This window comes from Microbispora sp. CL1-1 (genome assembly GCF_012034195.1).
Taxonomy (GTDB): Bacteria; Actinomycetota; Actinomycetes; order Streptosporangiales; family Streptosporangiaceae; genus Microbispora.
On sequence record NZ_JAATEK010000032.1, the window covers coordinates 59,211 to 81,363 of the forward strand.

The 22,153-nt window shown below is 70.6% G+C and carries 18 protein-coding genes and 1 riboswitch; of the genes, 10 read left to right on the forward strand and 8 right to left on the reverse strand.

Annotated features, from left to right (window positions below; all coding sequences use genetic code 11):
* Positions 1 to 90 precede the first annotated feature (90 nt).
* The gene (locus HCK04_RS29475; RefSeq protein WP_260617448.1) at positions 91 to 2,199 is read left to right on the forward strand and encodes a M6 family metalloprotease domain-containing protein; all 2,109 of its coding nucleotides are present in this window, start codon (positions 91 to 93) and stop codon (positions 2,197 to 2,199) included.
* A 2-nt stretch (positions 2,200 to 2,201) separates the two neighbouring features.
* On the opposite strand, the gene HCK04_RS29480 is transcribed toward HCK04_RS29475, so the two are convergent.
* From HCK04_RS29480 to HCK04_RS29505, 6 genes are all read right to left on the reverse strand, one after another.
* Positions 2,202 to 2,435 carry a hypothetical protein gene (locus HCK04_RS29480; RefSeq protein WP_142650633.1) on the reverse strand — a complete coding sequence of 78 codons (234 nt, stop codon included), beginning with the start codon at positions 2,433 to 2,435 and terminating at the stop codon, positions 2,202 to 2,204.
* Positions 2,436 to 2,609: 174 nt separating this feature from the next.
* Positions 2,610 to 4,862, reverse strand: coding sequence for a phosphoribosylformylglycinamidine synthase subunit PurL (gene purL, locus HCK04_RS29485; RefSeq protein ID WP_142650634.1), 2,253 nt, complete (start codon positions 4,860 to 4,862; stop codon positions 2,610 to 2,612).
* Positions 4,863 to 5,546: a phosphoribosylformylglycinamidine synthase subunit PurQ gene (gene purQ, locus HCK04_RS29490; RefSeq protein WP_142650635.1), complete on the reverse strand. Its 684-nt coding sequence runs from the start codon at positions 5,544 to 5,546 to the stop codon at positions 4,863 to 4,865.
* A 180-nt stretch (positions 5,547 to 5,726) separates the two neighbouring features.
* A complete protein-coding gene (locus tag HCK04_RS29495; RefSeq protein WP_142621993.1) occupies positions 5,727 to 6,176 on the reverse strand; it encodes an ATP-binding protein in 450 nt (149 codons plus the stop codon).
* A 174-nt stretch (positions 6,177 to 6,350) separates the two neighbouring features.
* Complete coding sequence (gene purS / locus HCK04_RS29500) at positions 6,351 to 6,596, reverse strand: phosphoribosylformylglycinamidine synthase subunit PurS (protein WP_142561095.1); 246 nt, start codon at positions 6,594 to 6,596, stop codon at positions 6,351 to 6,353.
* 188 nt (positions 6,597 to 6,784) lie between these two features.
* Positions 6,785 to 8,359 carry a PucR family transcriptional regulator gene (locus HCK04_RS29505; protein WP_168066365.1) on the reverse strand — a complete coding sequence of 525 codons (1,575 nt, stop codon included), beginning with the start codon at positions 8,357 to 8,359 and terminating at the stop codon, positions 6,785 to 6,787.
* Between the two features lie 115 nt (positions 8,360 to 8,474).
* On the opposite strand from HCK04_RS29505, the gene HCK04_RS29510 reads away from it, so the two are divergent.
* The 6 genes from HCK04_RS29510 (at position 8,475) to HCK04_RS29535 (ending at position 15,975) form a co-directional block, all read left to right on the forward strand.
* On the forward strand, positions 8,475 to 9,791 hold the full coding sequence (locus HCK04_RS29510; protein WP_142650637.1) for an MFS transporter: 1,317 nt from the start codon (positions 8,475 to 8,477) through the stop codon (positions 9,789 to 9,791).
* A gap of 20 nt (positions 9,792 to 9,811) precedes the next feature.
* Positions 9,812 to 11,425, forward strand: coding sequence for an amidohydrolase (locus tag HCK04_RS29515; RefSeq protein WP_142650638.1), 1,614 nt, complete (start codon positions 9,812 to 9,814; stop codon positions 11,423 to 11,425).
* Between the two features lie 206 nt (positions 11,426 to 11,631).
* The gene (pdhA, locus tag HCK04_RS29520) at positions 11,632 to 12,723 is read left to right on the forward strand and encodes a pyruvate dehydrogenase (acetyl-transferring) E1 component subunit alpha (RefSeq protein ID WP_260617451.1); all 1,092 of its coding nucleotides are present in this window, start codon (positions 11,632 to 11,634) and stop codon (positions 12,721 to 12,723) included.
* A complete protein-coding gene (locus HCK04_RS29525) occupies positions 12,720 to 13,694 on the forward strand; it encodes an alpha-ketoacid dehydrogenase subunit beta (protein ID WP_142650640.1) in 975 nt (324 codons plus the stop codon). The genes pdhA and HCK04_RS29525 overlap by 4 nt, the downstream gene beginning before the upstream one ends.
* A gap of 17 nt (positions 13,695 to 13,711) precedes the next feature.
* Positions 13,712 to 15,142 carry a dihydrolipoamide acetyltransferase family protein gene (locus tag HCK04_RS29530; RefSeq protein ID WP_142650641.1) on the forward strand — a complete coding sequence of 477 codons (1,431 nt, stop codon included), beginning with the start codon at positions 13,712 to 13,714 and terminating at the stop codon, positions 15,140 to 15,142.
* 539 nt (positions 15,143 to 15,681) lie between these two features.
* Positions 15,682 to 15,975, forward strand: a complete 294-nt coding sequence (locus tag HCK04_RS29535) for a Dabb family protein (RefSeq protein ID WP_142650642.1) — start codon at positions 15,682 to 15,684, stop codon at positions 15,973 to 15,975.
* Positions 15,976 to 16,141: 166 nt separating this feature from the next.
* Here the strand turns inward: HCK04_RS29535 and HCK04_RS29540 are convergent, their stop codons facing one another.
* Positions 16,142 to 16,600, reverse strand: coding sequence for a MarR family transcriptional regulator (locus HCK04_RS29540; RefSeq protein WP_142650643.1), 459 nt, complete (start codon positions 16,598 to 16,600; stop codon positions 16,142 to 16,144).
* 133 nt (positions 16,601 to 16,733) lie between these two features.
* Here HCK04_RS29540 and HCK04_RS29545 point away from each other — a divergent pair, with 133 nt between their 5' ends.
* Both HCK04_RS29545 and HCK04_RS29550 read left to right on the forward strand, forming a co-directional pair.
* A complete protein-coding gene (locus tag HCK04_RS29545; RefSeq protein WP_142650644.1) occupies positions 16,734 to 17,897 on the forward strand; it encodes an MFS transporter in 1,164 nt (387 codons plus the stop codon).
* A 311-nt stretch (positions 17,898 to 18,208) separates the two neighbouring features.
* The gene (locus HCK04_RS29550; RefSeq protein WP_142650645.1) at positions 18,209 to 19,720 is read left to right on the forward strand and encodes a sodium:solute symporter family protein; all 1,512 of its coding nucleotides are present in this window, start codon (positions 18,209 to 18,211) and stop codon (positions 19,718 to 19,720) included.
* A gap of 109 nt (positions 19,721 to 19,829) precedes the next feature.
* Here the strand turns inward: HCK04_RS29550 and HCK04_RS29555 are convergent, their stop codons facing one another.
* Positions 19,830 to 21,653, reverse strand: a complete 1,824-nt coding sequence (locus HCK04_RS29555; RefSeq protein ID WP_142650646.1) for an acyl-CoA dehydrogenase — start codon at positions 21,651 to 21,653, stop codon at positions 19,830 to 19,832.
* A gap of 148 nt (positions 21,654 to 21,801) precedes the next feature.
* Positions 21,802 to 21,873, forward strand: a riboswitch (guanidine-III (ykkC-III) riboswitch).
* 5 nt (positions 21,874 to 21,878) lie between these two features.
* Here HCK04_RS29555 and HCK04_RS29560 point away from each other — a divergent pair.
* Positions 21,879 to 22,136, forward strand: coding sequence for a hypothetical protein (locus HCK04_RS29560; protein ID WP_142650647.1), 258 nt, complete (start codon positions 21,879 to 21,881; stop codon positions 22,134 to 22,136).
* Positions 22,137 to 22,153: the final 17 nt, after the last annotated feature.

Here is a 22,153-nt window from a genome sequence, read left to right on the forward strand (position 1 = left end):
GCGCTTCGACATTTGTAGGAGAAGGCCCTGCTGGTCTTCCTTACAAGTGACCGATGATCTCCGTCAATAGTCTCTATAGCGTCATAATTCGTGAAACTCTCAAAAACACTGTTCCCGGGCATAGTGGCGGCCATCGCGCTCGTCCCGCTCGCGCTGGCGGCGGCACCCGCCTCCGCGGCCCCCGGCGGAGACCCCGATCACCCCTGGCGGCGTGACCACTGGCCCCAGGTCCAGCCCTGGCAGCGCGACCAGCCGGACGAGATGCAGGCCCTGCGTGGCCGCGCGTCGCGCGTGGTCGCGCCGATCGACCCGCAGAACTGGAAGAACCCCGACCACATGACGTGGGCGGACTACAAGAAGATCCCGGGCACCGACTGGGCGAACCCCGCCGTGAAGGGCTCGTCGCGCACCTTCAAGGGCGCGCTCGTGCTGCTCGACTACCCCAACCAGCCGTTCGTGGTCACCCAGCCGCAGAACTCGACCGTGTTCGGCAACCCCAGCTCCCAGGCCCACGACATCCCCCGTGACCAGGTCGCCAAGTTCTACCAGGACTTCCTCAACACCCCCAACGAGCTCAACAGGGGCCACACCCTGCACGAGTACTGGATGGAGGACTCGGGCGGCCGGTATGGCGTCGACCTCACGGCGTTCGGCCCCTACACCATGCCGGGCAAGTCGTACGAGTACGCGATGGAATACCAGCGCGACGCGTGCCCGGCGGGGGACAACTGCAACAGGAACCTGCGTACGGACGGCAAGGCCGCCTGGGTCGCCGACGTCGGCCAGGACGTGGCGAGCCGGTTCGACTTCGTCTTCTACCTGAGCGCCGGTCAGGACGAGTCGTCGACCTGGCAGGAGTTCGGCATGATGAAGTTCCCCACCAAGGAGGACGTCACCGACGACTTCGGCCCGCCCGACCCGAACCTGCCCAACTGGTCTCGGACCCGCTACGTGGACTGGACGTCCTGGGCCGCCGGCTCGACGTTCTGGCCCAACGCGAACATCGGCGTCGACTCCGTCCAGGCCGAAAGCTCCGGCCAGGGGGTGTTCGCCCACGAGTTCAGCCACATCCTGGGCGTGCTGGACAACTACAACAACCCGTACGGCAACCCGCCGGTCCGGTCCTACACCGGCATCTGGGAGATGCTCAGCCGCGGCAGCTTCAACGGCCCCGGCGGCCCGCACAGCCGCTGGCTGATCCCGCCGACGGCGGGCGCATCGATGGGCGCCCAGCACATGCTGCGCAACAAGATCAAGCTGAACATGGTGGACGAGCAGAACGTCCTGCGCCTGTCGCGTGAGGCGCTGCGCGACTCCGGCATGGTCGTCGCCAAGGTGACCGCGCGCGAGGTCCAGCCGGGCAAGAAGGACCTGACGGGCGTCAACATCTCCTTCGACACCGGCGACAAGTCAACCGGGTCGTGCACCCAGCAGACCGACCCGCTCTGCGACGGCGGCGGCTACGACAACTACACCGTCGAGGTCGTCGACCGGATGGGCAGCGACTCCTTCACCCCCGACTCCGGCGTGCTCCTGGCCAAGACCAAGAACCAGGACCGGGCGCCGTTCGAGTGGGTGATCGACGCCAACCCGCAGGACATCGACATGACCGACTACGTGCTGCCCGACGGCACCGAGGTCCCGATCACGATCGGCGACTATCGGCAGCTCGCCGACGCCCTCTTCCACGCCGGCACCGACTCGGGCAGCCAGTACGAGTACGTCGACGAGGCCAACCGCCTGCACTTCTACATCACCGACGTGCAGCGCGACGCCAAGGGAATCCTGTCGTACACGGTGGCGATCAAGTCCCTCGACGGCGCGGGCCCGCAGAAGCGGGGCGTGAAGCTGCTGCCGGGCGCCGGCGTCCCCGGCGCCGAGAAGGGCGTGTCGATGTGCAGCTTCCCGCTGTTCAACACCGGCAAGGCCGCCTCCGCTCAGGGTCAGCACCCCGAGGACGTCAGCGCCTACCTGAACAGCGACGTCTACCGGCTGAAGGCCGAGGTCGAAGGGAACGGCTGGACCACGATCACGCCCAACGCCCTCGCGGCCGTCGACTTCGGCGGCAAGGAGACCGTCACCGTCTTCGCCCAGCAGTCCGCGGGCGGCAGCCGTCACGCCACGGTGAAGCTCACGGCCACCTCCGAGAGCGACCCGTCCAAGACGATGACCGCCACCTGCCACGTCAACGGTCACTAGGGTTAGCGCCCGCCCTCCCGGCCACCCCTCCCGCCGTGTCGGCGGCGCCCTGCGCCGGCGCCGTGACCACCGGGCCGGGGTGCGCCGGAGGGTTCGGCCAGGCTGAAGACGACCGCGTCCGTGCGCTCGTCGATCGCTCCGGGCAGGTCCGCGGGCGGCACCGTACGTACGTCGAGATCGTGCGCGAGCCAGGGGAACAGGTTCGACGTCTGCTCGATGTCGGGGGACGACGACACGCGAACCCGGCGGCAGCGAGGCCGCGACCGGGGCCAGCACCTGCGACGCGGAGGCGCCCGGAGATCCGCCGTACTCCCGTCGGCACGGCTCGGCACGCGTCGGCGACGACCGTGACAGGCGAAGGCCCTTCCGGACGACTATCCGTCCGGAAGGGCCCTTTCACTCGATCGAGATCAGCCGAAGACGCGCGGGAGCGCGGACGCGTGCACCCCGCGAAGCTCCTCGACCGGGACCTCGAGGACGCCCTCGACCGTGAGCGCGGAACCGCCGGTGACGCCGAGTCCGGAGCAGGGAACCTCGTAGCGGGCGCACAGGTCGGCGAAGGCGTCGAACGCCTCGGGCCGCACGCACACCAGCGCCCGCGCGGCCGACTCGCTGAACAGCTCGACGAAGGCGTCCTCGCCTGGCAGGGTCACCGTGCAGCCGACGCCCTGGGCCAGGCACGACTCCGCCAGGGCGACGGCGAGACCGCCGTCGGACAGGTCGTGCGAGCCTTCGAGCAGCCCGCGCGCCGCCGCCTCGGTCAGCACCGCGGCCAGGCCGCGCTCGGCCTCCAGGTCCGCCTGCGGCGGGAGGCCGCCCAGGTGCCCGTGGGCGACGTGCGCCCATTCGGAGCCGCCGAACTCCTCGCGGGTCTCGCCCAGCAGGAGCACCCGCAGGTCCGGAGCGGTGAAGCCCTGCCTGACCCGCTGGGCCACGTCGTCGATCACGCCGAGCACGCCGACCACCGGCGTCGGGTTGATCGCGGTGGAGCCCGTCTGGTTGTAGAACGACACGTTGCCGCCGGTCACCGGCACGCCCAGGGTCCGGCAGGCGTCCGCGAGCCCGCGTACGGCCTCGGAGAACTGCCACATGACCTCGGGGTCCTCCGGCGAGCCGAAGTTGAGGCAGTTGGTGACGGCGAGCGGCTTCGCGCCGGTCACCGCCACGTTGCGGTACGCCTCGGCCAGCGCGAGCTGGGCCCCCGTGTACGGATCGAGCTTGGCGTAGCGGCCGTTGCCGTCGGTCGCGAGCGCGATGCCCCGCGTGGTCTCCTGGGCGCCCGGCATGACCTCGGAGATGCGCAGCATCCCGGCGTCGGCGGGCTGGGCCAGGACCGTGTTGCCCCGGACATACCGGTCGTACTGGGAGGTAACCCACTCCTTCGACCCGAGGTTGGGCGAGCCGAGCAGGGTGAGCAGGGTCTCCCGCAGGTCCTCGGGCCTCGGCAGGCGCTCCGGGCCGTCGGCGTTGAGCGCCGCCTGCCCGGCGGGCTCGTGGAACGGGCGCTCGTAGACCGGGCCCTCGTCGGCGGCCGTGCCCGGCGGGATGTCGACGATGACCTCGCCGTCCCACGTCATGACGAGCCTGCCGGTGTCGGTGACCTCGCCGATCACGGTCGCCGGCACGTCCCACTTGTCGCAGATCGCCATGAAGGCCGGGATGTCGTCGGGCGTGACGACCGCCATCATGCGCTCCTGCGACTCGCTCATGAGGATCTCCTCGGGCCGCAGCGTGGGGTCGCGCAGCGGGACGAGGTTGAGGTTCACCTCCATGCCGCCGGTGCCCTTGGCGGCCAGCTCTGTCGTGGCGCAGGACACCCCGGCCGCGCCGAGGTCCTGGATGCCGACGACCACGTCCGCCTGGTAGAGCTCAAGGCAGCACTCGATCAGCAGCTTCTCCATGAACGGGTCGCCGACCTGCACGGCGGGCCGCTTGGCCTGCGACTCGTCCTCGAAGGTGGCCGACGCCAGCACCGACGCGCCGCCGATGCCGTCCGCGCCGGTCCTGGCGCCGAACAGCACGACCTTGTTGCCGGGGCCCGGCGCGGTGGCCAGCTTGATCTGGTCCTTGCGCAGCAGGCCGACGCACAGGGCGTTGACCAGCGGGTTGCCGATGTAGCAGGGGTCGAAGACGACCTCGCCGCCGATGTTGGGCAGGCCGAGGCAGTTGCCGTAGTGGCTGATGCCCTCGACCACGCCCGGCAGCACGCGGCGCGTGTCGGGCTGGTCGGCCCCGCCGAAGCGCAGCGAGTCCATGACCGCGATCGGCCGGGCGCCCATCGACATGATGTCGCGCACGATGCCGCCGACGCCGGTCGCGGCGCCCTGGTGCGGCTCGACGTACGACGGGTGGTTGTGCGACTCGATCTTGAAGGTGGCGGCCCAGCCGTCGCCGATGTCGACCACGCCGGCGTTCTCGCCCATGCCGACGAGCAGGGCCTCCGACTTGGGCGCCTTGGTGCCGAACTGCCGCAGGTGCACCTTGGACGACTTGTAGGAGCAGTGCTCGCTCCACATGACCGAGTAGATCGCCAGCTCGGAGCTGGTCGGACGGCGGCCGAGGATGTCGCGTACGCGCTGGTACTCGTCCTCCTTCATGCCCAGCTCGGCGTACGGCTGGCGCTCGTCCGGCGTCTCCAGCGCACGGCTCACACTGTCGAGCATTTACGCGTTCACCAGTCTCTTCAGGATCGAAGTGAAGAAGCCGCGGCCGTCGACGCTCGGCGCGCCGGTCAGCTCCTCGACCGCGTGCTCGGGGTGGGGCATGAGGCCGACGATGTTCCCGGCCTCATTGGTGATCCCGGCGATGTCGTTGAGCGAACCGTTCGGGTTGCCGCCCGCGTAGCGGAAGACCACCCGGCCCTCGCTCTCCAGCGCCGCCAGCGTCTCCGCGTCGGCCACATAACGGCCCTCGCCGTGCTTGATCGGCAGCACGATCTCCTGGCCTTCGGCGAAGTCCGCCGTCCATGCCGTACGCGTGTTCTCCACGCGGATGAGCTGGTCGCGGCAGATGTAGTGGAGACCCTCGTTGCGGGTCAGCGCGCCCGGCAGCAGGTGCGCCTCGCAGAGGATCTGGAAGCCGTTGCAGGTGCCGAGCACGGGCAGCCCGGCCTGGGCGGCCGGGATCAGCTCGGTCATGAGAGGGGAGAACCGGGAGATCGCCCCGCAGCGAAGATAGTCGCCGTAGGAGAACCCTCCGGGCAGGAAGACGGCGTCGACTCCCTTGAGGTCGTGATCGGCGTGCCACAGGGGCACCGCCTCCGCTCCGGCCAGCCGTACGGCTCGCGCGGCGTCCTGGTCGTCGAGTGTTCCGGGGAAGGTGACGACGCCCACCCGGGCAGCGCTCATGACAGTTTTCCCTCCAAGGGTTCCCGCCAGGGCGGACGCCACCGTCATCGGGCCGGACGGCGGTCTGTGGCGGTACACCTCAGGGTATCGGAGCCGCCAAATCGGCTCCGCGCGCGGAGTCCTGCTTCCGATCACACGTCACGCCGGGCCCGGGCCCGGCGTGGTGCGGAGCCGTGATTCTCAGACCCCGGCGAAGTGGCAGTCGAGGGTGAGGTGGTGGGCGATGGCGTCCTCGTCCCAGTCGAGTTCCTTGCACAGGCGCACGATCGTGCCGCGCCCGGGCGTGATGTCGAACGAGAGATCGTCCACGACGGCACGCATGATCAGGATGCCCCGGCCGTTCTCGGTCTCCGCCGGCGGATATTGGCGGGGGATCATGTGCAGCCCCTCGCCCTCGTCCGCGACGCGCAACTCGCAGCGGCCGTTGCCGATGGTGGCCATGACCTCGTAGCGGTTGGCGGGACCACCGTGCCGCACCGCGTTGGCGCACGCCTCGGACGTGGCCAGGAGTATGTCGGAAACGCACTCCTCGGTCACCCCGAGAGACCGCAGCGCGTCTCCTACCACCCGGCGAACCATCGGGATGCCGATCGCATCCCGTGGCATCGCCAGAGAGAACTCAATGTCCACCGGACCCCTCCCCGGTGTCGAAGGTCACCAAGAGAGGCTTCCCCGATGAATCAGGGCTAACCGCAAAATCACGTCCCCGTTATTCAGCGCGCACCGGATAGGTGGCTTCGAGACGGACCGATGCCTGATTAGGGGTGGACACGCCGCCGGAATAGCGATGTGAAATGTGTCACTTCACCCTTCGACGCGGATGGTGAAGTCCTCGATCACCGTGTTGGCGAGCAGGGTTTCGGCCATCTTGCGGACGTCCGAAAGCGCGGCCTCGTCGGCCGGGCCGTCCAGCTCCAGCTCGAACCGCTTGCCCTGACGCACTCCGGAGACCCCGGAGAAGCCGAGTCGCGGCAGCGCCCGCGCGATCGCCTGGCCCTGCGGGTCGAGGATCTCCGGCTTGAGCATGACGTCGACGATGACGCGCGCCACGATGTTCCTCCAATTCGAGTGAGGCCCGCCGATTCGGGGAAATCCGCCCGTTCGGGGGTCCGTTTGGGGTCAAGCCTAGTGCCGCGCCGCCGGCTCGCCCCCGACGGGCCGGGACGCCCCGCCTCGCGGCGGACCGGGGCGGGCGTGGTGCCGCGCCGGCTCGGCTCCGGCGGGTTGAAGGGGCCGGCTCAGCTCCTGCGGCCCGGCGGGACGAATTCGTCCAGAGACAGGGCGAGCCACAACTCCAGGCGGTCGCGCGCCTTGCCGAGGTCGCGCCCGCAGACGCGCTCGGCCGTCCGCAGGCGGGCCCGCATGGTGTTGCGGTGCACGCCGAGGCGTCGTGCCGCGACCTCGACGTTGGCGCCACAGTCGAGGAAGGTTCTGACGGAGGAGGCCAGAGCGCCGCCGTGCCGCCGGTCGTGCTCCCGCAGCGGCTTGAGCACCACGTCGGCGAAGCGGGCCGCTCCTTCGGGGTCCAGGGCGTCGCGCAGCAGCGCCCACGGCTCGAGGTCGTCGACGTGCGTGTATCCCGGGCCGCCGGCGAGAGCCGTCGCGTGCCGTACGGCGGAGGCGATCTCGCTGATGTCCCGTGCGCCGCACGCGCCCGCGCAGATGTCCAGGCCGGTGAGCGCGCTCAGCCGTTCGACCAGGGCGGGGCCGAGCCGAGGCTCGGTCTGTGGCACCACCAGGAGCAGCCCGCCGGCGCGCGGGCAGACGAACACCGTCTCCTCGGCGGCCGGGTCCCCCATGACGTCGCTCAGCGCGTCCAGCGCGGGATCGGCCAGCGGCGGCGCCTCGCCCCGGGCCACGGCCACGATCACCTCGTACGGCGGGGGTGGCATGGGGCAGATCTCGGCGAGCCGGCCGGTCGTGAATAGCGGTGCCGCCCCGCCGCCCGCGGCGCGATCATCGGCGGCGCCGGCCATGCCGTCGAGGACGGCGCTCAGCACGGCGGCGCGCTGGGCGTGCGCCCGGGCACGGGCCTGGTGCAGCCCCACCAGCTCGATCGCCAGCAGGCTCGCCGCCTGGTTGGCCAGGATCCTGGTGTGCCACTCGGTCGACGCGCCGTGGAGGGCGAGCCAGCCGCGGGGCGGCCCGGTGAAGCCGAGGCTCTGCACCTGGAGCACCCGGTCGCCCCGGTCGATCATCATCGAGCCGCGGGGGCCGGTGAGCTGACCGACCGCCTCCGCCGCCTCCGCATGCCACGGCCGGACTCCCTCGGGATGGGACACGCGGGGCCGCCCCCGGGGATCGAGCAGGAGCGTCTCGCAGCCGGTGTGTTCGGCGAGCGCGCGGAGGATGCCGAGCGAGCCGTGCCGCAGCGCGGCCCGGGCCATCGCCTCCTGCGCCGCCGCGGCCCGCCGCTCGCCGCGGACCCGTTCGTCGGCGTGCCAGCGGGCCACGGCCTCCGCCACCGCGATGAACGGCGTCCTGCCGGTGATCTCCAGCAGGGGCAGCCCGAGCCGGTCCGCCGCCTCGACGATCTCGCGGGGAATCTCGGCCAGGTGCTCGTCCAGCGCGAAGGCAAGGGCGGCGCAGCCCGCCCGGCTCAGCCGCTCGACGTACTCGCCGCGTTCCCGCGCGGACGCGGGCAGCCCGAGCCCGACCGTCATGACCAGCTCGCCGCCGCGCAGCCAGGGCACGGGATCGGCCAGCTCGGTCGCATGGGCCCACCTGACGTGGTTGCCCTGTCCGCTGTGGCCCGCGATCAGGCGGATCTCCAGCATCGGCATGGTCAGCACGTCGGCGACGGTGAGCGGCATGACGTCTCCTGTGCACTTCGCCCGAGAAAGCCCCGACGATAGTGCAAATCGCCCACATTGCTCCTGTTTGGCCTGATCGTACGGTCTGTCCAACCCCCAACCCACGGAGGACCTCATGGACCGACGAACCCCCCGCCGGGCCGCGTACGCGGCCTTCATCGGAACCACGATCGAGTGGTACGACTTCTACGTCTACGCGACGGCCGCGGCCCTCGTCTTCGGGGACGTCTTCTTCCCGGCGTCCACCGATCCGCTGGTCGGCGTCATGGCGGCGTTCGCGACGTACGCCGTCGGGTTCTTCGCACGTCCCTTGGGCGGCGTGGTGTTCGGTCACTTCGGCGACCGGCTGGGCCGCAAGTCGGCCCTGGTCGTCACGCTGCTGATGATGGGCGTGGCGACCTTCGCCGTCGGGCTGCTGCCCACCTACGCCTCCGCCGGAGCGGCGGCGCCCGCGCTGCTGGTGCTGCTGCGGTTCGTCCAGGGCCTCGCCGTGGGAGGTGAATGGGGCGGGGCCGCGCTGATGGCGGTCGAGCACGCCCCGGAGGGGAAGAAGACCTTCTACGGCTCGTTCGCCCAGCTCGGCAACTCCGCGGGCGCCCTGCTCGCGACCGGGGCGTTCAGCGTGATGACCTCGTTCGGCGACGCGGCCCTGCGCGGCTGGGCCTGGCGGGTGCCGTTCCTCGTCTCGGCGGTCCTGGTGCTCGTCGGCATGTTCATCCGGCTGCGGGTCGAGGAGTCGCCGGTATTCGAACAGGTCAAGCAGCGGCGCGCGAGCGCCCCCGCGGCCGCCGCGGAGCTGCCGATCAGGGCCGTGCTGCGCTCGTCGTGGCGGCCCGTGCTGTTCGGCATCGGGGCGCTCCCGGTGGCCATCGGCGGCTACTACATCGCGACGACCTTCCTGCTCGCGTACGCGACCGGCGCGGACGTCGGAGTCGAGGAGCAGGTGGTGCTCAACGGGCTCAGCTTCGCCGCGTTCGTCGAACTCGTCGCCACGCTCGCCATCTCGTGGCTCGGAGACCGGGTCGGCGGGCGGCGGGTCGTCATCGCCGGGCTGGTCGCCGTGGCCCTGCTCGCGGTCCCGCAGTTCACCGTCATGGGGACCCGCGACACGGTCCTCATCTTCCTGATGCTCGGCCTCATGCGGCTGGCCATGTCCGCGACATACGGGCCGATGGCCACGCTGCTCGCCGAGATGTTCTCCCCGGACGTGCGCTACACGGGCATGTCGCTGGCCTACCAGGTGGCCGGGGCGATCTTCGGCGGGCTTTCGCCTCTGGCGGCGACCGCCCTGGTGAAGGCCGGCGGCGGCGGGCCCGCGCCCGCCATCGGGCTGCTGATCGGGATGTGCGTGCTCAGCGTGGTCTGCCTGGCCGCCGCACCGCGGCACCGCGACGCCCCGGCCGTCTCCGGCACGCCCGCCGTCTCTCAGTGATCCATCGGTTGGAGGAGTTCTTGTCTGCGATCGTCATCACCAACGCCAGGGTCCGCACTATGGACCCCGGTATCCCCCGATGTGAGGCGCTCGCCGTGCGCGACGGCCGCGTCCTCGCCGTCGGCCGGCACGCCGAGGTGACGGGGGCGGCGGGACCCGGTGCGGAGGTGATCGACGCCGGGGGCCGCACGGTGCTGCCGGGGTTCATCGACCCGCACAACCACTTGTTGTCCACGGCCGAGTCCCTGGCGTCCGCCGACGCGCGTTACCCGGACGTGGCGAGCGCCGCCGACCTCGTGGCGGTGATCGCCGAGCAGGCGCGGCGTACGCCACCGGGCCAGTGGATCAGGGCGTTCGGCATGGACGACGCCAAGTTCCCCGGCGGCCGGCCGTCGCGGTGGGACCTGGACGAGGCGACGACCGAGCACCCGGTGATCGTCTACCACGTCTCCGGTCACCATGCCGTGGTCAACTCCGCCGCGCTGGCATGGCGCGGGATCACCGCGGATGTGCCCGACCCGGCCGGCGGCGCCTTCCTGCGCGACGAGGGCGGTCGGCTCACCGGGATGGTGCTGGACTCCGCGATGGAGCTGCTGCTGCCGACCGCGGTGGACATCGGCTGCCACGGCCCCAACTTCCACACCGATCTCCCGGCGGAGCAGCTGCTGTCGTGGCTCGCCGCCGCCGGTGAGGCGTACCTGTCGGCGGGGCTCACGACGGTGTGCGACCCCCAGGTGTCCCGCCGGGAGCTGACGATCTACCGAGCCGCGCACGCCGCCGGCACCCTGCCGGTGCGCACGGTCTGCATGCCGCTGTCGCACATGCTGGACGACCTGACCACCCTCGGCCTGGCGGGTCCCTTCGGCGACGACATGCTGCGCCTGGGCGCGATGAAGTTCTACTGCGACGGCACGCTGCTCGGCGGCACCGCCCTGTTCAGCGAACCGTACGGCGAGGGCGGCCAGTTCACCGGCTCCACATATCACCGGCCCGAGCGGCTCACCGACCTCGTCCGCCGGGCGGCCGCCGCGGGCTGGCAGGTCGGCGTGCACACCCAGGGCGATCTCGCGATGGCCTACACGCTCGACGCGATCAAGGCCGCGGTGGCCGTGTCGGGAGACGACGCACGGCCGCGCATCGAGCACTGCGGCCACCCCACGCCCGGGCAGGTGCGGGAATTCGCCGCGCTCGGCGTCATCCCGGTCAACCAGCCGAACTTCCTGCACGACAGCGGGAGGGACTTCGTACGGCGGCTGGGGGAGCGCCGCGCCCATCGGCTCCAGCCGATGCGCGAGGAGATCGACGGCGGGCTCCGCCCGGTGCTGTCGAGCGACTCGTTCGTCTCCTCGCTGCGGCCGATGGAGACCGTGGCCAACGCCGTACGGCGGCGCACCCGCGAGGGCGACCCCATCGGCGCCGACCAGGCCGTCACGCTGGACGAGGCGCTGCGCGCCCACACCGCCGACGCGGCGTACGCGCTGCGGATGGAAGACCGCATCGGTTCCCTGACGCCGGGAAAGCTGGCCGACGTCGTCGTCTTGGACCACGATCTCGACCGCGTCGGCGTGGCTGACCTCGCGGGCGTGAACGCGTGGCTGACCCTGCTGGGAGGACGCGTGGTTCACCGCTCGTAGGAAGAGATCCCGGGGTGTGGCGTCTCACCATCCGGGAATCGGAGAAGTGTGGACGGGCGGGCGGGGACTTGCGCTTAGGGGTGTGAGTTCTGCCACGATGTCCACATATGCGCCCGGTCGTCCACCCCAACGGCCGTACGCCCGACGACCCGGCCGTCGCGGGGGTGACCCCACCCGCGGGGGCCCGACACGCACAGGAGTGGCACGTGACAGCCGACGCCCCTCGTGGTGCAGACGCACCTCCGGAGCTCGTCCAACTGCTCACCCCCGAAGGGGAGCGGGTCGAGCATCCCGACTACGAAATCGACCTGACCGCGGAGGAGGTCCGCTCCCTCTACCGTGACCTGGTCCTCGTCCGCCGCATCGACCTGGAGGCCGTCGCGCTCCAGCGGCAGGGCGAGCTCGGCATCTGGGCCTCCCTGCTCGGCCAGGAGGCGGCCCAGATCGGCTCGGGCCGGGCGCTCACCGACGCCGACATGGCCTTCCCCACCTATCGGGAGCACGGCGTGGCCTGGTGCCGCGACGTCGACCCGGTCAAGCTGCTCGGCCTCTTCCGCGGCGTGAGCAACGGCGGGTGGGACCCGGCGGAGCACAACTTCCACCTCTACACGATCGTCATCGGCTCCCAGGCCCTGCACGCGGTCGGCTACGCCATGGGCATCCAGCGCGACGGCGCCGAGGCGGCCACGATCGTCTACTTCGGCGACGGCGCGACCTCCCAGGGCGACGTGAACGAGTCGTTCATCTGGGCCTCGGTGTTCAACGCCCCCGTCGTGTTCTTCTGCCAGAACAACCAGTGGGCCATCTCCGAGCCGCTGGAGAAGCAGACGAAGATCCCGCTCTACAAGAGGGCGTCCGGCTTCGGCTTCCCCGGCATCCGGGTCGACGGCAACGACGTGTTCGCCTGCCTCGCCGTGACCCGCCGGGCGCTCCAGAACGCCCGCGAGGGGCAGGGACCGACGATGATCGAGGCGTTCACCTACCGGATGGGCGCGCACACGACCTCCGACGACCCCACCCGCTACCGCCTCGCCGACGAACTTGAGGCGTGGAAGCTGAAGGACCCCATCGAGCGGGTCAAGGCGTACCTCTTCAAGAACCGGCTCGCCGACCAGGAGTTCTTCGAGAAGATCGACGCCGAGGCCGACGCGCTCGGCAAAGACGTGCGAAGCCGGTGCCTCGCGCTGCCCGACCCACCCCCCAGGGCTATCTTTGATCACGTGTACGCCGGTGCCCACTCACTCCTCGACGAGGAACGCGAGCAGTATCTGACCTACCTGGCGGGGTTCGAACGATGACCACACTGACTCTCGCCAAGGCGTTGAACGAGGGCCTCCGCCGCTCGATGGAGGACGACCCCAAGGTGCTCGTGATGGGAGAGGACGTCGGCAAGCTCGGCGGTGTCTTCCGCGTCACCGACGGCCTGCAGAAGGACTTCGGCGAAGACCGCGTGATCGACACGCCGCTCGCCGAGTCGGGCATCATCGGGACGGCGATCGGCCTGGCCCTGCGCGGCTACCGTCCGGTCTGCGAGATCCAGTTCGACGGGTTCGTGTTCCCGGCCGCCGACCAGATCATCACGCAGCTCGCCAAGATGCCGCTGCGGTCGCTCGGCACGCTCAAGCTGCCGGTCGTCGTACGCATCCCCTGCGGTGGCGGCATCGGGGCCGTCGAGCACCACTCGGAGTCGCCCGAGGCGTACTTCACCCACACCGCGGGCCTGCGGGTGGTCGCGTGCTCCAACCCGGTGGACGCGTACACGATGATCCAGGACGCCGTCCGCTGCGACGACCCGATCATCTTCTTCGAGCCCAAGCGTCGTTATTGGGACAAGGCCGACGTCGACCTCGCCGCTCCCGGCCTGCCGCTCGACCGCGCCCGCACCGTACGGCAGGGCAGCGACGTCACGCTGATCGCGTACGGGCCGATGGTGAAGACCTGCCTGGAGGCCGCCGCGGCGGCGGAGGAGGACGGGCGGAGCATCGAGGTCATCGACCTGCGCTCGCTCAACCCCCTCGACGTGGACGTCCTGACCGAGTCGGTCACGCGGACCGGACGGTGCGTGGTCGCCCACGAGGCCCCCGTCTTCACCGGCTACGGGGCCGAGCTGGCGGCGCGCATCACCGAGCGCTGCTTCTACAGCCTGGAGGCGCCGGTGCTGCGGGTCGGCGGGTTCTCCACGCCCTACCCGCCGTCGCGGCTGGAGGACCACTACCTGCCCGACCTGGACCGCGTGCTCGACGCCGTCGACCGCACGTTCGCCTACTGAGGGGGGAGGCACTTCTCATGCTCCGTGAGTTCAGGCTCCCCGACGTGGGTGAGGGGCTGACCGAGGCCGAGATCGTCAAGTGGCACGTCGCCCCGGGCGACTCGGTGAAGATCAACCAGACGATCGTCGAGATCGAGACGGCCAAGGCCGTCGTCGAGCTGCCGTGCCCGTACGAGGGCACCGTCTCCGGCCTGATGGTCGGCGAGGGCCAGACCGTGGACGTCGGCACCCCGATCATCTCGATCGAGGACGGCGAGGCCGGCGACGCCTCCGCCGCCGGTCGGGAGGCACTGGCGGACGACATGGTGCCGGGCGTGCGGAACGCCGCTCCGGAGGCCGCCCCGGCCAAGGAGGAGCGCCAGCCGGTGCTGGTCGGGTACGGCGTCAAGACGAGCGCCACCCGCCGCCGCCCCCGCAAGCAGGCCGCGCCCGCTGTATCCGTTCCGCCGGCGGCCGTGTCCGTTCCGCCGTCCGCCGTGTCCGCCCCGCCGGTCGCCCCCGTCGCCGCCGCTCCCGTCGCTCCGGCCATCGCGGCGGCAGGCGCCGTTGGAGCACAGGGCAACGGATCCGCGACGTCCGCGCGGGCGCGCGTCCTGGCCAAGCCGCCGGTACGCAAGCTCGCCAAGGACCTCGGCGTCGACCTGGCGACCCTCACGGGCACCGGCCCCCAGGGGTCGATCACCCGCGCCGACGTGGAGGCCGCCGTGGCGGCGCCCGCCCCCGCCGCGACCGCCGTACGGCGCGAGGCGGGAGTCCGGGAGGAGCGCATCCCGGTCAGGGGGGTCAGGAAGGCGACCGCGCAGGCCATGGTGGCCAGCGCGTTCTCGGCCCCGCACGTGACCGAGTGGCTGCAGGTCGACGTGACCGAGACGATGGAGGCGGTCCGGCGGCTGCGTACGCTGCCCGAGTTCGCCGAGGTCAAGGTCTCGCCACTGCTCCTGGTGGCGAAGGCTCTGATCACCGCGGTGAAGCGGCACCCCATGGTCAACGCCACGTGGACCGGCGAGGAGATCGTGGTCAAGCACTACGTGAACCTCGGCATCGCCGCCGCCACCGATCGCGGGCTGATCGTGCCGAACGTCAAGGACGCCGACGCGATGTCGCTGCCCGAGCTCGCCCGGGCGCTGGGCGAGCTCACCGAGCGGGCGCGGGCCGGCAAGTGCCGGCCCGCCGAGCTGAGCGGCGGCACGATCACGATCACCAACGTCGGTGTCTTCGGCGTCGACGCCGGCACGCCGATCCTCAACCCGGGAGAGGTGGCGATCCTCGCCATCGGCCAGATCAGGGACATGCCCTGGGTGGTCGACGGGCAGCTCGCGGTCCGCAAGGTCACCACGCTGGCGCTGTCGTTCGACCACCGCGTGGTCGACGGCGAGCTCGGTTCGTACGTGCTGCGCGACGTCGGCGCCATGCTGGAGGACCCCCTCCGCATGCTCGCCTGGAGCTGAGCGGAGACCACTCAAGTCGGATGCAGGATCCGGACCAGTGAGGCGCACGCTCGGATTCCTGCTGTTCGGGTGTGATCCTCATACCGCGTGACCGGCAGGACACCACCGCGAACCGTGTCCTCCCGGAGATCGAGCGCCGGATCGTCCCCGTGGCCTGGCAGGACGGTGGTGGGCTGGCCGCCGGGTCACGGGTGACCACGGCCTCGGAGGGCGAGCGCGTCGCCCCGGATCCGGACGGCGCGCGGGCGCCGGTGGAGGAGAGCGCCGGGCCCTTGCGGTCGGGCCGGGCTGGTCGTCGCCGCGTCCCGGGGTCCGGACGGGACCCAGGGAGCTGCCGTCGGGCGGTGTCGAGCGCTTCGGTGATCTTGCGGGTCATGTCGGCCATGGTGGGGCCGGGCTCGCCCTTCTGCGCCCGGGCGGCGCGCCCGGCCGGCCCCCGACACCCACCGCGTCCGCGCCCGCGTCACCGATGATGAGAGGATGAGCGCCGTGAAGAGCGCGGCCGCCCGGCCGCGTGCGTCTCATTCCAGGGGGAGTGCATGTTCCGCCACGTCGTGCTGCTGAAGTGGACCGAGGACGCCACCGAGGAACAGCGGGCCGAGGTGGCCAGGCGGCTGAGCACGCTGCCGGACGCCATCCCCGAGCTGCGCTCCTACCAGATCGGCCACGACGCGGGCGTCAACCAGGGCAACTTCTCCTTCGGCGTGGTCGCCGACTTCGACTCCGTCGAGGACTACATCGTCTATCGCGACCACCCGGTCCACCTGGCGGTGATCAAGGAGTGCATCGCGCCGATCCTCGCCGACCGCGCGGCCGTGCAGTACGAGCTCTAGGGGCGCGAGGGCGTGCAGTACGTGTAGGGCCGCGAGGGCGTGCAGTACGCCCTTAAGCGCCGCGCGGGCGCGTTTCCGGCCCGCCCTCGGTGGGCGCGGCCGGGGTCAGGCCCGCGCGTCCAGTGACTCGGGCGTCTGCACCCGGCGGTCGTCAGACCGCGTCGTGTCACGCCCGCGCGTGCAGTGATTCGACCGCTTCGACCAGAGGGGCGAGCTGGGGGTCCCGGGCCGCCTGGTCGAGTGCCTCCCGCAGGGCGGCGTCGTTCGTGGGACGGGCCTCGGCGAGCAGCGCCAGGCCCGCGGGGCTGACGTCGGTGTAGATCCCGCGGCGGTCGGTGGGGCACAGATAGCGGGTGAGCAGTCCCCGCTCTTCGAGCCGGGTCACCAGGCGCGTCGTCGCGCTCTGGCTGAGCACCACGGCGTCGGCGACCTGCTTCATCTGCAGGTGGCCGCCGGGGCCGTCGTGCTGCCGGCTGAGCGTCTCAAGCAGGGAGTATTCCCGCACGCTCAGGCCGTGCTTGGTCTGCAGGGCGCGCTCGATGTGCGCCTCGATCTTCTCGTGCAACAGGGAGAGGGCGCGCCAGCCCTGCGCGAGCGCGGTGAGGGCGGGATCCGTGGCCGTCATCGGCTCTCCCTCCGTTCCAGGTGACGCAGTCGAGGATACTCCACTCCCGAAATAGCCCGCGCTTGCAACTATCCCGCGCCTGCAACTATTGTTTGCGCCTGTTAATTGCTCATGCAATCGTTGGGGGACGCTCATGCCTCTCGCACTCCTGGCCCTCGCCATCGGGGCCTTCGGGATCGGGACCACCGAGTTCGTGATCACGGGGTTGCTTCCGCAGGTGGCGTCCGAGCTCGCGGTCTCGATCCCGACCGCCGGCCTGCTCGTCACGGGGTACGCCCTGGGTGTCGTCGTCGGCGCTCCGCTGATGACCGTGCTGGGCACCGCGATGTCCCGCAAGCGCATGCTGATGCTGCTCATGGCGCTGTTCATCGCCGGAAACCTGCTCTCGGCCCTTGCGCCGAACTTCGGGGTGATGCTGGCAGGCCGCGTGATCGCCTCGCTCGCGCACGGCGCGTTCTTCGGCATCGGCTCCGTCGTCGCGGCCGAACTGGTCGCCCCGCACCGGAAGGCCGGCGCGATCGCCCTGATGTTCACCGGGCTGACTGTGGCCAACGTCGTCGGCGTACCCCTGGGCACCCTGGTCGGCCAGGTCGCCGGCTGGCGGACCACCTTCGCGATCGTCGCCGGGCTCGGTGTCGTCGGCTTGCTCGGTGTCGCCGCGCTCGTGCCCGAGGTGCCGCGCCCCGAGGGCGTACGCCTGCGCCATGAGGTGGCGGCGCTCCGCGACGTCCAGGTGCTGCTCGCGATGGGCATGACCGTGCTCGGGTTCGGCGGCGTCTTCGCGGCCATCACCTACATCGCGCCGATGATGATCCGGGTCACGGGCTACCCCGAAGGGGCGGTGACCTGGCTGCTGGTCCTGTTCGGCCTCGGCATGGTCGCCGGCAACCTCGTCGGGGGACGGTTCGCCGACCGTGCGCTGATGCCGATGCTGTACGTCTCGCTGGGCGGCCTCGCGATCGTCCTCGCCGCCTTCACGCTGACCGCGCACAGCAAGATCCTCGCCGCGGTGACCGTCGCCCTCGTCGGGGCGCTCGGCTTCGCCACCGTGCCGCCGCTGCAGAAGCGCGTGCTCGATCTGGCCCACGGCGCGCCGACGCTGGCCTCGGCGGTCAACATCGGCGCCTTCAACCTCGGCAACGCCCTGAGCGCCTGGCTCGGCGGCCTCGTCATCGCGGCGGGCCTGGGCTACACCGCGCCCAACTGGGTGGGCGCCCTCCTCACCGCCTCCGCGCTCGTGCTCGCCGTCCTCTCGGCCGCCCTCGAACGCCGCTCCGCCGTGGTCGCGGCCGTCTGACCTGCTGGACGATCACCGATGCCAGGCGGTGACGGGTCCGTTCTGTGCCGCTTGCTGGAATCTCATTTCGCCGCACACTTTCACCCGCCACCCTGTGCGAGATCAAGGCCGTTCCTGATAACGATTCAGATACGCGAAGTTCGTTCAGAAACGTGAACGGTCTGTGACCTGTGTCACGATGTCTGTCCCTTCTCCCGTACGCCCGTGACCTGCGTACCCGCCATTGACGCGGGGCGGGAGGCGGGCGCATCGTAACGAGGCCAGGCGGTTGTCGGTCCGGGTGCCGCTGTTCACCCGGAGGTACGACGCGCGTGAACCCATTGGACTGGTACGTTCTGGGCGCCTATTTCGTCGTCATGGTGGCGATCGGCGTCTACTCGCACCGGCGTATCGGCAACATCAGTGACTTCTTCACCGCCGGGGGCAAGATGCCCTGGTGGCTGGCCGGCATCTCGCACCACATGTCCGGCTACAGCGCCGTCATGTTCACCGGGTATGCCGGAATCGCCTACCTCTACGGCGCCACCTCGTACGTCACCTGGGCCTTCCCGATCGCGATCGGCATCGCGATCGGCTCGGTGCTGTTCGCCCCGAGACTGAACCGGATCCGGTCGAAGCTCAGGGTCAGCTCGCCGCTGGAGTTCCTCGCCAAGCGCTACAACGTGCCGACCCAGCAGGCGCTCGCCTGGTCGGGCGGCCTGCTGAAGATCGTGGACGTCGGCGCGAAGTGGGCCGCGATCGCCACGCTGCTGTCGACGTTCACCGGCCTGTCGCTCAACCGGGGCATCCTGATCACCGGCGTCGTCACCGCGATCTACTGCACGGTCGGCGGCCTGTGGGCCGACGCGCTCACCGACTTCGGGCAGTTCGTCATCCAGCTCCTCGCCGGCGTCGTCATGCTGGTCGCCGTCCTCGCCAAGCTCGGCGGCATCGGCGCCATCGGCGGGATGTGGGATCGCCTGCCGGAGGGGCACGCCCAGCCGCTCAACGGGCCCTTCACCGTGACGTTCCTGCTCGCGTTCCTGTTCATCAAGACGTTCGAATACAACGGCGGCATGTGGAACCAGGCCCAGCGCTACATGGCCGCGCCGAGCGCGGCGGAGGCGGCGCGCGGCGCCCGGCTGTCGGCCGTGCTGTGGGCGATCTGGCCGCTGCTGCTGTTCTTCCCGATGTGGGCCGCGCCGCTGCTGGTCCAGGCGACCAAGCCCGACGCGAGCGACTCGTACGCGCTGCTGACCACCCAGCTCATCCCGCACGGCCTGCTCGGCCTGGTGATCGCGGGCTTCTTCTCGCACACGATGGCGATGGCCTCCTCCGACGCCAACGCGATCGCGTCGGTCTTCACCCGCGACGTGATCCCGGTGCTGTCCCACGCGGCGCGGGCCTGGAACACCAGGGCCGCACTGGTCGCGGCCCGGGTCACCACGGTGGCCTTCATCGCGCTGTCGATGGCGGTGGCCACTCAGGTGAACAGCCCGGTGCTGAAGGACATCATCACGGTCGTCATCAAGTGGGTGGCCGGGCTCATAGGCCCGATCTCGATCCCGCTGCTGCTCGGCATGCTGCCGTTGTTCCGCAGGTCGGGCCCGACGGCGGCGCTGGTCTCGTGGGCGGCCGGCCTGTTCGTCTTCTGGCTCACGAACTATGGCATGAGCGGCGTCTCGACCGCCGTGGCGACGGCCGCGCCGGTGGCCACCTCGCTGGTGCTCTTCACGATCATCGGCTTCATCCGCCCGGAGAGCACCCCCGAGCGCGAGGAGTTGCTCCAGACCGTCAACACCGACGAGGACAGCGCGGCCCGGCCGCTCCCCACTTCGGCCTGAAGGCACCCGTGCCTCCATCGGCCGCCGCACCGCTTCCCGCGTTCACCTGACCGGCCCGGGAAGAGGTGCGGCCGCCTCGCCGGCACATGGGCGGCGGCCGCACCGACGGTCAGAAGGACTCTTCCGGCAGTTCCATGAGGTCCTGGCCGGTGGCGGCGAGCACGCGGCGCTCGGCGGCCAGCCGGGGGAGCACGGTCTGCGCGAAGAACGAGGCCGCCGCGACCTTGCCCGTGTAGAACGCCTTGTCCTCCTCCGAGGCGGACAGGGCGTTCAGCGCGACCTCGGCCTGACGCAGCAGCAGCCAGCCCAGCACCAGGTCGCCCAGCGACATGAGGAACCGGGTGGTGTTGAGGCCGACCTTGTAGACCTCCTGCGGCGTCTCCAGGGAGGCGATGGCCCACCCGGCCATCGTGTCGGCCATCGCCTTCACCTCGTCGGCCGCCTCGTCGAGCAGGCCGCGCTCGACCTTCAGCCGTCCGTTGCCCGCCTGCGAGGCGGCGAACGCCTTGATCTCGCCGAGCAGCGATCCCAGCGCCGCGCCCTGGTTCCTGAGGACCTTGCGGAAGAACAGGTCCTGGCCCTGGATCGCGGTCGTGCCCTCGTACAGCGAGTCGATCTTCGAGTCGCGGATGTACTGCTCGATCGGATAGTCCTGCAGGAAGCCCGAGCCGCCGAGCGTCTGCAGCGAGCGGGCAAGCAGCTCGTACGACCGCTCGGAGCCGACGCCCTTGACCAGCGGGAGCAGCAGGTCGTTGAGCGCCTCGGCGGCCTCGTCGCGGCGGCCCTCGAACTCCGCGATCTGGATCTGGTCCTGGATCGTCGCCGTGTAGATGACCAGCGCCCGCATGGCCTCGGCGTACGACTTCTGCAGCATGAGCTCGCGGCGTACGTCGGGGTGGTGGGTGATCGTGACGCGCGGGGCGGTCTTGTCGCCCGCGCGGGTGAGGTCGGCGCCCTGCACGCGGTTCTTGGCGAAGTCGAGCGCGTTGAGATAGCCGGTGGACAGCGTGGCGATGGCCTTGGCGCCCACCATCATCCGGGCGTTCTCGATCACCATGAACATCTGCCGGATGCCGTCGTGCACGTCGCCGACCAGGTAGCCGATGGCCGGGTGCTTCTCACCGAGCGTGAGCTCGCAGGTCGTGGAGACCTTCAGGCCCATCTTCTTCTCGACGTTGGTGACGTAGACGCCGTTGCGCTCGCCCAGCTCGCCGGTCTCCAGGTCCACCAGATATTTCGGCACGAGGAACATCGACAGGCCCTTGGTGCCGGGCTTGGCACCCTCGGGCCGGGCCAGCACGAGGTGGAAGATGTTCTCGGTCATGTCGTGCTCGGCACTGGTGATGAAGCGCTTGACGCCCTCGATGTGCCAGGTGCCGTCGGGTTGCTGGATCGCCTTCGTACGGCCCGCGCCCACGTCGGAGCCGGCGTCGGGCTCGGTGAGCACCATGGTCGCGCCCCAGTGCCGCTCGACGGCCAGCTCGGCGAACCGCTTCTGCTCGGGGGTGCCGAGCTCGAAGAGCAGGCGGGCGAAGGCCGGGCCGCAGGCGAACATCCACACGGCGGGGTTGGCGCCGAGCACCATCTCGGCCATGGCCCACACCAGGCTGCGCGGGGCGGGCGTGCCGCCGAGCTCCGGCTGCAGCTCCAGCCGCCACCACTCGGCGTCCACCCAGGCCTGGTAGGAGCGCTTGAAGCTCTCCGGCATGGTCACGCTGTGGGTGGCGGGGTCGAAGACGGGCGGGTGGCGGTCGGCGTCCTCGAACGAGGCGGCCAGGGGGCCGGTGGCCAGCCGGTTGACCTCGTCCAGCACGGTTCGCGCGGTGTCCTCGTCGACCTCGGCGAACGGGCCGGTGCCGAGGATCTCCCTGCGCCCGAACACCTCGAAGAGGTTGAACTCCAGGTCGCGGACGTTGCTCTTGTAGTGACCCATCTGTGTGCGCTCCTAGAACCGAACCCCGGGGGTAACGTACTGGTCGGTAACTCTAAACGAATGCTACCCGCGAGTAACCGGCGATATCCATGGTCTGCGCCACACATCGCACGGTTTGGTGACGCACAACAGGTATGGTCCCGTTGTGAGAAGGCCGCGATCCGCGGTCGTCCCGGACGAGGTGCCCGCCGTACCCGGCCCAGCGAAGACGGTGGGCGGAAGGACATGGACCAAGTTCTGCAGATCGCCGGCGCCGTTCTCATCCTCGGCGCGTTCCTGCTCTCCCAGATGAACGTCCTCGACAACCGTTCGAAGATCTACCTGGTGCTCAATCTCGTCGGCTCCGCGGTGCTCGCGTGGCTCGCATATGCGGGCGACGACTGGGGATTCCTGCTGCTGGAGGGCGTCTGGGCCCTGGTGTCGGCGGTGAGTCTCGTCCGGGAGCTGAGGCCCCGGCGGACGGCCCGGCGCGCGTCCACGTAACCTGCTTGACACCTTTG